Annotated in this window: 13 protein-coding genes and 1 riboswitch; of the genes, 6 read left to right on the top strand and 7 right to left on the bottom strand. The window is 53.4% G+C overall.

Annotation, left to right across the window (positions count from 1 at the left end; all coding sequences use genetic code 11):
- From H7F11_RS14780 to H7F11_RS14755, 6 genes are all read right to left on the bottom strand, one after another.
- Positions 1-460 (bottom strand): DUF3034 family protein (locus H7F11_RS14780; protein WP_227485546.1); only part of this gene is annotated, 460 nt, incomplete at its 3' end.
- A 334-nt stretch (positions 461-794) separates the two neighbouring features.
- Positions 795-1,667 (bottom strand): phosphoribulokinase, encoded by an 873-nt coding sequence (locus H7F11_RS14775; protein WP_193651600.1) that lies wholly within the window; start codon positions 1,665-1,667, stop codon positions 795-797.
- Positions 1,668-1,817: 150 nt separating this feature from the next.
- The gene (gene metF, locus H7F11_RS14770) at positions 1,818-2,636 is read right to left on the bottom strand and encodes a methylenetetrahydrofolate reductase [NAD(P)H] (RefSeq protein ID WP_193651599.1); all 819 of its coding nucleotides are present in this window, start codon (positions 2,634-2,636) and stop codon (positions 1,818-1,820) included.
- Entirely contained in the window at positions 2,636-4,042 is a 1,407-nt protein-coding gene (gene ahcY / locus H7F11_RS14765) for an adenosylhomocysteinase (protein ID WP_193651598.1), read from the bottom strand. The genes metF and ahcY overlap by 1 nt, the downstream gene beginning before the upstream one ends.
- 20 nt (positions 4,043-4,062) lie before the next feature.
- Positions 4,063-4,146, bottom strand: a riboswitch (S-adenosyl-L-homocysteine riboswitch).
- Between the two features lie 37 nt (positions 4,147-4,183).
- Positions 4,184-5,353 (bottom strand): methionine adenosyltransferase, encoded by a 1,170-nt coding sequence (metK, locus tag H7F11_RS14760; RefSeq protein ID WP_024894814.1) that lies wholly within the window; start codon positions 5,351-5,353, stop codon positions 4,184-4,186.
- 128 nt (positions 5,354-5,481) lie between these two features.
- Entirely contained in the window at positions 5,482-6,087 is a 606-nt protein-coding gene (locus H7F11_RS14755; protein WP_193651597.1) for an outer membrane beta-barrel protein, read from the bottom strand.
- Between the two features lie 122 nt (positions 6,088-6,209).
- Between H7F11_RS14755 and H7F11_RS14750 the strand changes: the two genes are divergently transcribed.
- Entirely contained in the window at positions 6,210-7,151 is a 942-nt protein-coding gene (locus H7F11_RS14750; protein ID WP_193651596.1) for a carbohydrate kinase family protein, read from the top strand.
- 236 nt (positions 7,152-7,387) lie between these two features.
- On the opposite strand, the gene H7F11_RS14745 is transcribed toward H7F11_RS14750, so the two are convergent.
- Positions 7,388-7,774 carry a rhodanese-like domain-containing protein gene (locus H7F11_RS14745; RefSeq protein ID WP_193651595.1) on the bottom strand — a complete coding sequence of 129 codons (387 nt, stop codon included), beginning with the start codon at positions 7,772-7,774 and terminating at the stop codon, positions 7,388-7,390.
- 211 nt (positions 7,775-7,985) lie between these two features.
- Between H7F11_RS14745 and H7F11_RS14740 the strand changes: the two genes are divergently transcribed.
- The 5 genes from H7F11_RS14740 to H7F11_RS14720 all read left to right on the top strand — a co-directional run bounded on the left by H7F11_RS14740 (position 7,986) and on the right by H7F11_RS14720 (position 15,747).
- A complete protein-coding gene (locus H7F11_RS14740; RefSeq protein WP_193651594.1) occupies positions 7,986-10,472 on the top strand; it encodes a glycogen/starch/alpha-glucan phosphorylase in 2,487 nt (828 codons plus the stop codon).
- A 66-nt stretch (positions 10,473-10,538) separates the two neighbouring features.
- Positions 10,539-12,068, top strand: a complete 1,530-nt coding sequence (gene gpmI / locus H7F11_RS14735; RefSeq protein ID WP_193651593.1) for a 2,3-bisphosphoglycerate-independent phosphoglycerate mutase — start codon at positions 10,539-10,541, stop codon at positions 12,066-12,068.
- A 15-nt stretch (positions 12,069-12,083) separates the two neighbouring features.
- Positions 12,084-13,556 (top strand): murein hydrolase activator EnvC family protein, encoded by a 1,473-nt coding sequence (locus H7F11_RS14730; RefSeq protein WP_227485545.1) that lies wholly within the window; start codon positions 12,084-12,086, stop codon positions 13,554-13,556.
- Between the two features lie 59 nt (positions 13,557-13,615).
- Positions 13,616-15,073, top strand: coding sequence for a S41 family peptidase (locus H7F11_RS14725; RefSeq protein WP_193651591.1), 1,458 nt, complete (start codon positions 13,616-13,618; stop codon positions 15,071-15,073).
- A gap of 110 nt (positions 15,074-15,183) precedes the next feature.
- Positions 15,184-15,747, top strand: a complete 564-nt coding sequence (locus H7F11_RS14720; RefSeq protein ID WP_193651590.1) for a DJ-1 family glyoxalase III — start codon at positions 15,184-15,186, stop codon at positions 15,745-15,747.
- Positions 15,748-15,779: the final 32 nt, after the last annotated feature.

Below are 15,779 nucleotides of genomic sequence, written 5' to 3'. Positions count from 1 at the left end.
GACCTGCTTTGTCAAGAATGGCCGAGGCTGGTGCAGCACGCTGAGCAGCAGTTTCACCTCCGCCGTAGGCAAAATCATTGATCTCTCCATCCAAAGTTCCGCCGGTGTTCCCCAACCCAAAACTCTGGCGGGCAAAAGAAAGCTCAATACGGTTGAAGAGTCCGACCGATGCGCCATAGGCGTCCATATTGTAGTTGTTCAGCAATACGTGCGAATAAAAAGCGGTCGCGCCAATTTGCTGGTTGGTGCCATAGCCCGAAATCACTGCCCAGGGGTTGATACCACCACCAGCGGCACCGTCTATCGCCGTTACTGCTCCTGTACCCAAAATGCGGCCCTGGCCAAATAAACAGGCCGAACCTATCGCCGCGTTGGCGGCCACAGGGACCAATGCACCCAGCGTGCAGGCCACTGCCAGAATGACTGCTTTTGTAGCGGGTGATTTTGCAGACTTACCCATAATTTTCATACCTCCTCCTAGCCGTTAAGCGGTTCTTGAGTGTCAGAGCACTCATAAAAACACACAGCAAGAAAGGGGCCAGACTCTCAACAAACCTCTAAAAAACCCAAAAATTATTTGTAACGATTTGTTTATCATGAGCAAGCATCAACGCATCATTCAAATAGAACTGTTTATATTTCTTCCGATCCAGCATGACACGTCATGACAACGCCGCAGTCGTGTCATGACAGAAACTGCTGATCTGACTTTCACCACATGAAGTGCAGGACATAAAAAATCCGGTATCGATGTTACCGATACCGGATGTCATCAGGATGAAACTAACGCGCTATCAGAGTGCTTCCTTTTTTTCATCCAGCATCTGTTCAATACGCGGCCCGAGAATCACTTCCATGGCGAAGCCCATTTTCGTACCCGGAATGACCAGGGTATTGGAACGCGACATGAAGCTTCCGGGAATCATCTGCAACAAGGTCGGGAAATGCTCAACTTTGTGATCCCGAAAGCGAATGACTACCATGCTCTCATCGGGCGTAGGAATATCCCGGGCAATGAAAGGATTGGACGTATCTACCAAAGGTACGCGCTGGAAGTTGATATGCGCGCGCGAAAACTGGGGAGTAATGTGATGAATATAATCCGGCATGCGGCGCAAAATCGTGTCCACGATGGCTTCAGCCGAATATCCACGCTGGGCATTATCACGATGGATTTTCTGGATCCATTCGAGATTCACAACCGGCACGACACCAACCAGGAGATCCACATAATTGGCGACATCCACATCTTCGGTTTTCACCCCACCGTGCAGACCCTCATAAAAAAGCAGGTCCGTACCCGTAGGCATATCCTGCCATGGCGTAAAGGTTCCCGGGGCACTACCCCGCAGTTCCGCTTCCACATCATCATGCACATAGTAACGCATCTGGCCATGCCCGGTCTCTCCGTAACTACGGAACAGACGTTCCAGAGACTCAAAATCATTACCTTCGGGACCAAAGTGGCTGATGGTCTTACCTTCTGCTGCTGCCTGGGCAATAGCTTCACGCATTTCCGCCCGGTTATAACGGTGAAAGCTGTCTCCCTCAATGATGACCGGGTTGATCTTCAGGCGCCGAAAAATGTCATGAAATGCATGTTTGACAGTAGTTGTACCCGCTCCCGAAGAACCGGTGACTGCAACAACAGGATACTTTTTAGACATGGTATGAACCTCTTATAGTAAAAAATTCTTTTGCTGACCCATATATTCAAAGGTCACCTTGAAGTCAGTGTAACAAAGGTTACCAGCCGGTCAACACAAAACACGCCATTACCCACGCTTTCGAGGCTTGGATAACGACGTCAAAAGTACTTAAAGCCCGAGATTCTGCCAGATAGCCGTTGTCGCCTCGGACTGATTCAGCGTATAAAAATGCAGGCTGGGTGCGCCTTGCGAGAGCAAGGTCTCACATTGCCGACTCAGCAACTCAATCCCCAACTGATATTGGGACTGCAGATCTTCGCCATAGGCTTGCATGCGGCGCCGCAAATATTGCGGCAACTCGGCTCCGCACATGGCCGAAAAACGGGAAATCTGTTCAAAGTTAGTGATGGGCATGACACCCACTACAATCGGCACATCAACACCCCGCCGCTGTAAATCATCCCGAAGCTGCAAATACGCATCGGGATTATAAAAATACTGGGTGATAACCGCATCTGCACCCGCCTGCACCTTTTCCACGAGATGTTGTAAATCCTCTTCAGCAGAAACGGCCTTGGGATGCACTTCCGGATAACCGGCTACATAAATTTTAAACCCACCGAACCGATGGATAAAAGCCACCAGATCGGCTGCGTATTCAAAATGACCCGGATTACTCATGCCTTCTGGTAAATCACCACGCAAGGCAACAATACGCTGAATACCCTGAGCCCGGTAATCTTCCAGAATTTCCTGGATACCCGATTCCGTAGAGCCAATGCAGGAGAGATGCGGGACAGCTTCCAGATCATAATCCTTGCGGATCATGTCCACCGTGGCGAAAGTCCGTTCTCGCGTAGAACCACCTGCTCCAAAAGTCACTGAAGCATACTCCGGCTTTAAAGGCAGCAAGGCGCGGATGGCTTCCTGCAGGCGTTCTTCGCCTGCAGCATTTTTTGGCGGAAAAAACTCGACGGAGTGCGCCATCAGTAACGATACGCGTCTTTCTTGAAAGGCCCGTGGACGTCAACGCCAAGATATTCGGCTTGGGCCGTTGTCAACTGGGTCAGCACCCCGGCAAAACCTTCCACCATGTAACGGGCCACTTCTTCATCCAGGGTTTTCGGCAGGACGGTGACGCTGATGTGAGAAGACTTCTGCGCGGCAGGCAGGTCAGCAAAGCGCTCCCCGTAAAGGTGTATCTGCGCCAACACCTGATCGGCAAAAGAACCATCCATGATCCGACTGGGATGCCCGGTAGCATTGCCCAGATTCACCAGCCTTCCTTCAGAAAGAAGAATCAGGTAATCATCACTGTCCGCATCAAAGTCCTTGCCTGCAGGTGCATCACGATACACCTTGTGCACCTGAGCCTTGACTTCGTCCCAGGCCCAGTTGGCGCGCATGAAAGCCGTATCAATTTCATTGTCGAAATGACCAATATTACAAACGACAGCGCCTTTCTTGAGTGCCTTCAACATGCCCGCATCGCAGACATTGTAATTACCGGTAGCGGTTACCAACAAGTCAGTCTGGCCCAGCAGATCCTGATCAATACAAGCATCGGTACCATCATTGATACCCTTTTTGTAGGGAGAAACCACTTCATAACCGTCCATGCAGGCCTGCATGGCGCAAATGGGATCCACTTCGGTGACGCGCACAATCATGCCTTCCTGACGCAGGGAAGCTGCTGAGCCCTTGCCCACATCACCATAGCCCAAAACCAGGGCGCGTTTACCGGACAGCAGATGGTCCGTGGCCCGCTTGATGGCATCATTGAGGGAGTGACGACAACCGTATTTGTTGTCATTTTTGCTTTTGGTCACCGAGTCGTTGACATTGATGGCGGGCACCTTGAGCTTACCTTCCCTGGCCATTTCCCAAAGACGATGCACGCCTGTAGTCGTTTCTTCGGAAACACCATGGATGCCTTCCAGCAACTCGGGATACTTCTCATGGAGCAATCCCGTCAGGTCTCCACCATCATCCAGCAGCATATTGGGGCGCCAGCCGTCAGGACCCGTAATGGTCTGCTCCACGCACCACCAGTACTCTTCCTCGCTTTCTCCCTTCCAGGCAAAAACCGGAACACCTGCAGCCGCAACAGCTGCGGCTGCCTGATCCTGCGTAGAAAAAATATTGCAGGAAGACCAGCGCACTTCAGCCCCCAAAGCCACCAGGGTTTCGATAAGTACAGCGGTCTGGATGGTCATATGAATACAGCCCGCAATGCGTGCGCCCTGCAAGGGCTGCTGAGCCTGATATTTCCGGCGAATCGCCATCAATGCCGGCATTTCCGTTTCAGCAATACGGACTTCCTTACGTCCCCAGGCGGCCAGAGACATATCAGCTACTTTAAAGTCTTCACCCGTTTTAAGCACAGCATTCATGGTGGTCGTTCCTTTGATCATGAAAGCGAGCGCGGTTTTACACGAAGGAAAACGGGCCGAGCCTGACCACCAGAGACCTGGCGATTGCAGCGCTCCTCGGCCCGAACTTCCGGCGGAGAGGTTCTCCGCACAGAGGTCTTTTTATCGCAATCCAGCAGCATCCCGCAAGGCTGCGGCCTTGTCGGTCCGTTCCCAGGTAAATTCCGGTTCTTCACGACCGAAATGCCCATAAGCAGCGGTTTTACCATAAATCGGACGGAGCAGATCCAGCATCTGAATAATGCCCTTGGGACGCAGATCAAAATGTTCACGGACCAGTGCAGCGATACGATCATCATCAATTTTGCCGGTACCAAAGGTATCGACCATCAGACTGACCGGCTGGGATACCCCAATGGCGTAAGCCACCTGAACTTCACAGCGGCTCGCCAGACCTGCAGCAACAATATTTTTGGCCACGTAACGACCAGCGTAAGAAGAAGAACGGTCCACCTTGGACGGATCCTTACCTGAAAAAGCACCGCCGCCGTGACTGCCCTGACCACCGTAGGTGTCTACAATGATTTTGCGACCCGTCAAGCCACAATCGCCTACGGGTCCGCCAATGACAAAACGTCCGGTAGGGTTAATCAGATATTTGGTATCCTTGTGCAGCATTTCCGGCGGCAATACCGGCTTGATGATTTCTTCCCGCACCGCTTCCACCAGATCTGCATGACTGATATCCGGGCTGTGCTGGGTGGAGAGGACGACGGCATCAATAGCCACCGGGCGACCATCTTCGTACCGCACCGTCACCTGACTTTTGGCGTCGGGACGTAACCAGGGCAGGCGGCCATCCTTACGTACCAGAGCCTGGCGTTCGGTCAGACGATGGGCGAAATAAATGGGAGTTGGCATCAGCACGTCGGTTTCATCACAGGCAAAACCAAACATGAGACCCTGATCACCAGCGCCCTGGTCCAGATCCAGACCGGCTCCTTCATTCACACCCTGAGCAATATCCGGAGACTGCTTGTCGAGCGTCTGCATTACCGCGCAGGAGGCCCAGTCAAAGCCCATTTCCGATGAATCATAGCCAATCCGGCGCACCGTCTGACGGGCAACGTCTGCGTAATCGACGTTAGCCGTCGTCGTAATTTCGCCGGCCAGAACAATAAGGCCGGTAGTAATCAGGGTTTCAGCGGCTACCCGACCACGCGGATCCTGCGCCAGAATGGCATCAAGGATAGCATCGGAAATCTGGTCTGCGACCTTATCGGGATGACCTTCGGAAACAGACTCAGAAGTAAAAAGATGGCTTTTGGACATGCGTTCAGGCTCCTTGCTGGCGTGGCCGATGAATTGATCGTCGACGGGGACAGAGCGCACTATAGCAAAGGATACACGGCCAAGCGAAGTGAAAGACGCTCACCCCGCAAACAAAATCCACTCAAGCTTCAGGGATGGGAAGGGCCGATGACTGGAAAGGCAGATTTTTTGCTGCCGCCCCAAAAATAGGAAATACCGCCCGTCACCTGCACATTGTTGAGGTTTGCGGCGCTGGGCGTCGGGGTATTGAACAGCAGTTGATCCTGGACATCCAGGCGCAACCCAAAATGATCCCCCAGGGAATATTGATAACCCAGTCCCAATACGCCCATCAGCGAAGTACCGCGCCCCAGATCCTGATTAAAGCGATTACTGGAAGCACCCAGACCCAGAGAAACATAGGGGGTGTTCGGACTGGCAAAGGCATACACATTGCCGAGCAGCGCGCCACTGTACTGGTTAGCGTCAGCATTGGGTGCAGCATCCTGCAAATGGGCAAAAGCCGCAGCAACCTGCGCCTCGACACCCAGGTGCGCGCTGAGACGCTGCCCGAAACGCAATCCCAGCACCGCATTACCATCATGATGAGCAAGTCCACTGCCACCACTGAAAAAAGTATTACCCCCGAAAAGGTTCACATAGGTCTGATCGTGGGCAGCAGAACCCGCAGCCCAGGCCGGAACGGCAAAAGCCAGCATGGCAACCGCCAGTAATGTACACAGACCCCTGTTCATGACCAGACCCACCCCGGACAGGACAACACAATTCGTAAAAACCTGTTATGATAATAGCCTGTTTTCAGCAAAAATACCACACCCAACCCAACAATTTGACAAAAACCCAACAAGGAGTTGCCATGTCCACACTCGTCTGCGGATCACTGGCCTTTGATACCATTATGGTGTTTCAGGACCGTTTCAAGGCCCACATCCTGCCTGAGCAGGTACACATGTTGAATGTGTCTTTTACCGTACCGGAAATGCGTCGCGATTTTGGCGGTTGTGCCGGTAACATTGCTTACAATCTCAAGCTGCTGGGAGGAAACCCCGTCATTGCCGGCACCGCCGGTCAGGATTTCACACCCTACCTTGAGCATATAAAACAGCAGGGGCTGGATACCCATCTGATTCGCATCCTCCCTGATCATTACACGGCGCAGGCTTTTATCACCACCGATCTGGACGACAATCAGATCACCGCTTTTCATCCAGGTGCAATGTTTATGGCCCAGGAAAACCATCTGGACGGACAAATCCCCAGCGATGTGCACTGGGCCATTGTCTCACCCGATGGTTTGGGGGCCATGATCCAGCATCTGGAGGACTTGACCCGCGCAGGCATTCCCACACTGTTTGATCCCGGACAGGGACTGCCGCTGTTTGACGCAGCAACCCTGACCCGTCTCATTGATATGGCCGACTATCTGACGGTTAATGACTATGAATGCCAGATGGTTCAGGCTCGTACCGGCTTAAGCGTCGCGGAGTTGCGCCAACGCCTGAAAGCGCTGATCGTCACCAAAGGCGAGCAGGGTTCCATCATCTACCACGAAGACCAGGAAACGCAGATTCCTGCGGCCAAACCCAAGGCAGTACTTGATCCCACCGGTTGCGGCGACGCCTATCGGGCAGGTTTGCTTTACGGCCTTGAACATAATCTGGGCTGGGAAACCAGTGGCAAAATTGCCTCGTTGATGGGCGCCTACAAAATTGAAACGGCTGGCACCCAAAATCATCATTTCACCTGGAGCGAATTCAAAAAACGTTACCAGGAAAATTTTGGAGGCCAGATTGAGTAATTAATGCCGTCGCTTCAATCGGGCCGCTGGCAGCAAGGCTTTGCAGCGACTTTGGCCCGAGCCGTTGTTGTTCTTGGCGAAATCCTGCGCCCGTAAGGAGAGCTGTTTGAGCCCGCAGGGCGAGTTCTCTCCTGACAGCAGGATGAGCCCTAGAACAACAGGCAAGGGACGTTGGAGCAAAAAGCCTTGCTGCCAGCGGCCCGATTGAAGCTCAACGCATATTGAAGCTCAACGCATCAGGTCACAATGGGCTTGTCTTCTGCATCCCAGACATTGATGCCGCCACCCAGGTTATATACCTCGTTAAAACCCATTTCCTGCAAAGTGACGGCAGAAAGTGCGGAACGCGTTCCGCTGTCACAATACAACACCACCACCTGATCCCGCGCCTGGGACAACACCGGGTGGCAATGGCCGTAATCCGGATCAGCAAGGGCTTCCAGATAGCCTCGAGGAACATGAATGGCTTCGGGTAGATGCCCTTCGACAAAAGCATGGGCTTCCCGCACATCCACCAGCACCAAGTCGTCGCGGGTACGCAGCCAGTCTTCCAGAGTATCGCAATCCACTTCACGAATTTGACTCCGAGCACTGCGAATATAATCTGCCAAAGATTTAGCCATGAACGACTCCTTTTCAAAGGGATGAATAACTGACCGGATCTCTGGTCAAATGTATTTTTATCGCCTCAAGATTAGCATCTTTGCCATGCCGATCTGAAATAATGTCCATCCAGGAAATAATCGCCAATCTCGGCACCATAACCCCTTTCAATTCCCCATAACATCATTCTATGATGGGAGTGTCGACCATCCGCACATGAGGAGCCACATCATGCCTGCCAGACGTCCTGCGAAAAACGCCTGTGTCTTACCCCCTCTTGGTATGGATGCCAGCAGCCTGTGCTCCGATACCCGGCATTACCTGTTTCATACCTTGGGTGCGGAAGCAGAAACCGGCTCGAAAATTAATGTATATACCGCGCTATCCATGAGCCTGCGTGATCGCCTGGTAGAACGCTGGAAAAAAACCCAGCAAAAAGTGGCGGAAGAGAAAGGTAAGCGCACTTTTTACCTGTCTCTCGAATTTTTGCTGGGCCGTACCATGGGTAACACCCTGCTCAATCTGGGGCTGGAAGAAGCGGCCGGGACAGTCCTTGAGCAGGAACATCGACAATTGACAGACGTCATTGAGACAGAACCCGATGCGGGTCTGGGGAATGGCGGACTGGGTCGTCTGGCTGCCTGCTTTCTCGATAGTTGTGCGTCACTGGGGCTCCCCGTCACGGGTTATGGCATACGCTACAGTTATGGCATGTTTCGTCAGGAAATTCGGGCGGGCGAGCAGGTCGAAGAACCCGACCACTGGCTGAAAAATGGTTACCCCTGGGAACTGAAACGACCAGAACGCGTGCGTCACATTCATTTTTTCGGGCGCAGCGATGTGTATAAGGATGCTCAGGGCAAATTACATCATCGTTGGGTGGATACCCACGATGTCCTCGCTGTCCCTTATGACATTCCCATACCGGGTTATCGCAATGAGGTCGTCAACACCCTGCGGCTATGGCGCGCCGCCTCCACCGACATATTTGATCTCGGCGAATTCAATGCGGGTGCCTATCCCGAAGCTGTAGCAGCTAAAAATAATGCTGAACATATCAGCATGGTGCTTTATCCCAATGACAGCAGTGAAAATGGTAAGGAACTACGCTTGCGTCAGCAGTATTTTCTGGCCTCAGCCAGTCTTCAGGATGTGATGGCCGACTGGGTCGCTGTACATGGTGAAAATTTTACCCATTTTGCCAAACATCACTGTTTTCAGCTCAACGATACGCATCCCAGTTGCGCAGTGCCGGAACTGATGCGCCTGCTGATGGATGAACATGGCCTGGACTGGGATAGCGCCTGGAAAATCACCAGCCACACCATGGCCTATACCAACCACACCCTGCTTCCAGAGGCTCTGGAACGCTGGCCGGTACGCCTGTTTCGCCAACTCCTGCCACGCCTTCTGGAAATCATTTTTGAAATCAATGGGCGTTTCCTGCAGGAAGTGGCCCGTCGGGCACCAGGGGATAATGCCTTGCTACAACGCCTGTCCATCATCGAGGAAAATGGCGAACAAATGGTCCGCATGGCTCACCTGGCGGTGGTGGGGAGCTTTTCCGTCAACGGCGTAGCCGCACTGCACACGGAACTGCTTTGCGACGAGCTGTTCGCCGACTTCCATAAGCTCTGGCCCCAAAAGTTCAACAACAAAACCAATGGCGTCACGCCCCGGCGCTGGTTGCAATGGGCCAATCCCGCCTTGCGGGAACTGCTTACCGAGCAGATTGGTCCTGACTGGAAGAACGACCTGGATCATCTCAAGGCTCTGGCCCCCTTTGCAGAAGACGCCACTTTCCGCAAACGTTGGGATGCGGTCCGCCAAATCAACAAGGCCCGCCTCGCCAGGCTGGTTCTGGAACAAACCGGTGTGCATTTTATTTCGGGTGCCATGGTCGATACCCAAGTCAAACGCATTCATGAATACAAACGGCAACTGCTCAACGCCCTCCATGTCATTCACCTTTACGATCGCATCAAACGTGGTGAAGGCTCCGAAGTCACCCCGCGTAATGTGCTATTCGCCGGGAAAGCCGCCCCCGGTTATTTCATGGCCAAGCGGATCATCAAACTCATCAACAACATTGCCAACGTGGTCAATCATGATGCCGATACCGCCGGTCGCTTGCGGGTCTGTTTCCTGCCGGACTATCGGGTTTCCCTTATGGAACAGATTTGTGCAGCCACCGATTTGTCCGAGCAAATTTCCACGGCGGGTAAGGAAGCCTCAGGAACCGGCAACATGAAGTTCATGATGAACGGCGCACTGACGATCGGTACGCTGGATGGTGCCAATATTGAAATCCGCGATGCCGTCGGGCCCGAACACTTTTTTCTGTTTGGCCTGAATGCCCAGGAAGTCAGTCAGTTAAGGGGCAACTATCAACCAGAAATTTATTTGCAGGCCGACCACGATCTGCAGAGAGTGATGGACCTCCTGCACAGCGGGTATTTCAATGCCTTTGAACCGGGTATTTTTGATCCCATCATACACACCCTGAATAATCCACATGACCCCTGGATGGTACTGGCCGACTTCACCAGCTATAAGCTGAAACAACAGGAGGCGGCCGCATTGTGGCGTGACCAGACCGAATGGCAGCGTCTGAGTATTTTGAACAGTGCTGCCAGCGGCGTATTTTCCAGCGACCGCACCATTCGGGAATATAATGCGGATATCTGGCATCTCAAACCACTGGTGATGACCCCATGACAGAATTCGCCTGATCTGCTTTAATGCGCCCTTAATTTGTATTCTTTCTCGGTTTAGAGGAAATTGATGGCCCACACACCGCGCCCCGTACTGCTGCTAATCCTGGATGGCTGGGGTTATCGCGAAGATCCTGAAAACAATGCCATTGCCCTGGCCCATACGCCTAACTGGGACGGCTGGTGGCGTAGCCATCCTCATAACCTCCTCAATGCCTCCGGGGCTTCCGTAGGGCTGCCCGGCGGGCAGATGGGCAACAGTGAAGTCGGGCATATCAATATCGGGGCCGGACGGGTTGTTTACCAGGAATACGAACGCATCAACCGTGGCATCATGGACGCAAGTTTCTATAAAAACAGCGCACTTTGTGCGGCAGTTGATACGGCCAAAGCTCAGGGCGGAGCGGTCCATATCCTTGGATTACTCTCGGCGGGGGGGGTTCATTCCCACGAAGAACACCTGTTTGCCGCCCTGCGTCTGGCTCGAAGTCGGGGAGCGGAACGGGTGTACGTACATGCTTTTCTGGATGGACGCGACACCCTACCCCGCTGTGCGGAAAATTCTCTGGAAAAACTGTCAGCCGAATTGAAAGCCCACGGTGGAGAACTGGCCTCGCTGATTGGTCGGTTTTATGCCATGGATCGGGATCACCGCTGGGATCGGGTACAACAAGCTTATGATTTGCTTACTCTTGGCAAAGGTACCCACTATGCCACGGGTCAGGAGGCGCTGGCGGCCGCTTATGCCCGGGGCGAAAGTGATGAATTTGTTGCCCCCTCACAAATCGGCAGCACACCCATCTGTATTCAGGATCATGACGCCGTCCTGTTCATGAACTTTCGTTCTGATCGCGCCCGGCAGATTACCCGCCCCTTCATTGAGGCCGACTTCGACGGGTTTCCCCGTCAGGCCACACCCAAACTCGCAGATTTTGTGACCCTCACTGAATATAGTGAACATTTTGACGTCCATGTAGCTTTTCCTCCGACCCGGCTCAAAAATACCTTCGGGGAATGGCTTGCCCAACATGGATTACATCAGTTACGCATTGCGGAAACGGAAAAATACGCGCACGTAACCTTCTTTCTGAATGGTGGTGACGAAACTGTTTATCCTGGCGAAGACCGGATTCTGATTCCTTCTCCAAAGGTCACCACCTACGATCTGCAGCCGGAAATGAGTGTGAACGCTCTGACGGATGCGCTGGTAGAGCAGGTGGAAAGTCGCCGATATGATGCCATCGTCTGCAATATTGCCAACCCCGATATGGTTGGTCACAGCGGCAAACTCAGTGCCGCCATTACTGCAGTAGAGGCCGTCGATCAAAGCCTCGGACGTATTGTCAGCGCCGTCCGTAATGTCGGTGGAGAAGTCCTGATTACCGCAGACCATGGGAATGTTGAGCAGATGCTGGATACCGAAAGTGGACAGGCACACACCTCGCATACCTGCAACCCGGTGCCCCTATTGTATATCGGACGACCCGCCGAGCTCTTGTCGGGCGGTGCTCTGGAAGATCTTGCGCCAACGCTTCTGCATCTCATGGGTATGCCCATACCGCCGGAAATGGGTGGAAAAAATCTGGTACAGACTGCCTAAATGACCTCAAGGATTTTGCTCCGTTCGGTTACCCTGCTGATACTGACCGGATTACTTCCACTGGGAGCTGATGCCAGCTCGCTTCAGGAGAAAATCCAAAATAGCCGCGAAAAACTGGAGCATCTCCACGAGAATCTGGGTCAAATCCAGGCCCATCTGAACGCCGGTCAAAAAACCCAGGCGGAGCTGCGCGACGAAATTAAGACGCTTGATCTAAAAATTGCGACGACCCGAAAAAAGCTGGCTGGCATTCAGGCGCAACAACAACAAACCCAATTAAAGCTCAATGAACTGAAACAAAAAATAACGGGATTGCAGGCAGAGTTAGTCCAGCAGAAAGACATTCTGGGTAAACAATTGCGGGGGGCTTACATGCTCGGGGGTACAACTCCCCTCGCAGTCTGGCTACAAACCGAAAAGCCCGGAGAATTGGGACGGATGAGCGTTTATTATGCTTCCCTGGCCAAAGCCCGCAGCACGCTCATTGTAAAAACCCAAAATACGGCGACACAAATCGTTCAGACACAACACCAGGTAGAGCTGAGAGAAGCGGGATTGGTGAAACTCGCCACGCAGATCCAGGCCCAGGAAAACACCCTGAACCAGCAGCGTCAGCAACATGCCACTCTCGAAAATCAGCTGACCGACCGGATCGCCAAAGACAAGGCCAAAATTGCCGAATTACAGGCTAACGCCAATATTCTTAATGGCTTGGTGGGTCGTCTGGTTGTCCAGTTCCGGCACCAGGAGGCTGTTGCCGAAGCAGCTCGACGCAAGGCAGCGGCCGAGGCGGCGGCACGTGCGGCAGCGCAGGCACGCGCCGCCGCCGAGGCAAGAGCAGCCCAACAACGCCGCATGGTTGCGGAAAAACGTGCCGAACAACGCGCTGCAGCAGTACAAAAAGCCGAGGAACAACAGCGTGCGGAACAAGTCCAACGTGCTGCCGAAAATGCTGCACCTCCGACTATCGAAGTTCATCCGCCGCACATTACCACGGTTCCCCGGAAACCCGTTCCGGCACCGGTCTCACCCGCGACACCTCCGCCGCCAGTACTCCGGCCTGCTCCCAGCCCGAGCATCAGCCCGCCCAGCACCCCGATCATCGGCCATGGCCGTTATCCAGCGCCCGTTAACGGTCCCATTACCGCACGCTATGGCAGTCCGCGCGTAACCGGCGGTCTCGACTGGCAGGGTATTACTTTTCAGGCGGCACAAGGAACACCGGTTCGCGCCATTGCTCCCGGCATGGTACTTTATGCTGGCCCGCTCAGAGGTTACGGACAAATTGTGATTGTCCAGATTGGTCATAGCCTGCTCAGCATATATGGACATCTGGGTTCCACCGATGCCCATGTCGGTGAACAAATCGCTGCAGGGCATCAGGTAGGCACGGTAGGCAGTGGCGGTGAACTGGGTAATGATGGACTTTACTTTGAAATTCGCAACGCCGGGCACCCCGTCAATCCTCTGGATTACATTCACAACTGATTTCATCCGGATCCTCCGATTCCTGGAAACCGGACCCATGCTTTTTGGAGAAATGCATTATGATCCCGCTCAATCGCATCCTGTCGCGCCCAGCTGGCACATGCCTCAAGCTCAGTGTCCTGTTGGTGCTGGGCCTGGGCAGCAGTTACGCTGGCAGTGCTTATGCAGATACGGCTCAGGATCAGAACCACATCCCCCTGCAGCAAATCCAGACCCTCAGTCAGGTCTTTGAAATCGTCAAATCCAATTATGTGGACCCTACTTCCGACAAAAAATTGATGACCGGGGCCATCAGCGGGATGGTCAATGCCCTCGATCCGCACTCTGCTTACCTGACGCCCAAGGAATTCAAGGATATGCAGGTGGTCACCAATGGCAAGTTTGGTGGCCTCGGCATTGAGGTAACCGGAGATCATGGCGTGCTCAAGGTCATCGCCCCCATGGATGGCACTCCGGCCGCCAAAGCTGGCATCGAACCCGGAGACCTGATTGTCAAAATTGACGGCAAGGCATTGCAGGGTGTTGGTCTGCAGAAAACCGTGGACATGATGCGCGGTAAAGCGGGTACTCAGGTCACCCTGACCATTTTGCGTCCGCATCAGAATCAGCCCATCCGCTTGACCCTCACCCGCGCCATTATCAAGGTCCAGAGTGTACGCTCCGCCATGCTGGCACCAGATTATGGCTATATTCGCATCAGTCAGTTCCAGGAAAACACCGGTCGGGAAACGCGCCAGGCTGTGGAGCAACTGGAAAAAGCCGCCCATGGACACCTGAAAGGTCTGATTCTGGACTTACGCAATAATCCCGGCGGGGTCCTGGGTGCTGGCGTAGAAACAGCAGATACGTTTTTAAATAAGGGACTGATTGTTTACACCAAGGGACGGACCCCCGACAGCGACATGCGCTTTACGGCACATGGCCCGGATTATCTCCACGGCGCACCCATGATCGTCCTGATCAATGGCGGCTCTGCTTCGGCTGCCGAAATTGTCACCGGCGCACTCAAGGACGACCATCGTGCCCTCGTCATGGGACAGCGCAGTTTTGGTAAGGGTTCTGTCCAGACCGTCATTCCCCTGAGTAATGGTGGCGCACTCAAGCTGACCACCGCTCTGTACTACACGCCGGCAGGTTGCTCCATTCAAAGTCAGGGCATTGTGCCCAATGTCGAAATTCAGCCTGCCAATCCCCAGCTGCGGGCGATGGATGAAGATCTGCTCAAGGAGTCGGAATTACAGGGCGTTCTCAAAGCTCCCGATACTTGCAGCAAGGTAAAACCGCAGTACACCATCACGGCACCGGTCAGCAAGCCCGCCCTCGTCACAGCAAAAACCAGTAGTGGCTCTGCTTCGGAAGAAGCCATGGAGGCCGCCAGCGTCCTCAAGCCGAATCTGGAAAAAGATTATGTCTTACGCGAGGCTTTGGCGATTCTCGAAAAACAGGCGGTACCTGTTGATGAAAATGGTCATAGCGTTCCAGAAGTGATTCCCTTGTCTGTTGCCTCTGGTCAATAAATTTGAACCGGGATAAATCCCATGAAAATGCGGTCAAACCGACGTGGTTTTCTGAAATGAGCGAGTTTGGCAATCATGCACTTAAGTAAAAATTACGGGGTAGCTGGCTAATGTCTTCAGCCATTCAGGTACTCATCCCGGTCGCCGACGGCTTTGAAGATATGGAAGTCGTTATTTGTAGTGACATTCTGCGCCGCGCCGGATGCCAGGTGACCATCGTTGCGTTGCGCCCGGGTCTAGTCACTGGTGGTCGCGGCCTCTGCCTGGTCCCGGACACTACCTGGGATGAGCTGGCCGCTACCGAGATGGATGTGATTGTGCTTCCCGGAGGAGCAGCCGGCGTTGAAAACCTTGAAAAACACAGCCCTCTACTGGAGTTGCTGCTTCAGCGGAAACAGCAGGGGAAACTGATTGCGGCCATTTGTGCGGCACCGGGCTTGCTGGCCCGCCAACACTTGTTGGAAAACCGCCATGTAACAGCCTATCCGGGGGTGCTGGATCCGCTCAGCAAGGAATATCATTATGAAAGTTCTGCCGTAGTCGTTGATGGCCCACTGATCAGTTCACGCGGTCCCGGTACGGCTATGGATTTTGCCCTTACCTTGGTGGAACTCCTTCTGGGTCCTGAAAAAAAACGGGAAACAGAAATTCCTCTGCAACGTAGTTCCTGCTAACACTTCCCCTTTGTCTGTGACTATGGATAATA

Source organism: Acidithiobacillus sp. HP-2 (assembly GCF_015100155.1).
Classification (GTDB): Bacteria; Pseudomonadota; Gammaproteobacteria; order Acidithiobacillales; family Acidithiobacillaceae; genus Acidithiobacillus.
Note: the sequence above shows the minus strand (reverse complement) of the source record. Positions and strands in the feature narration are given on the sequence as shown.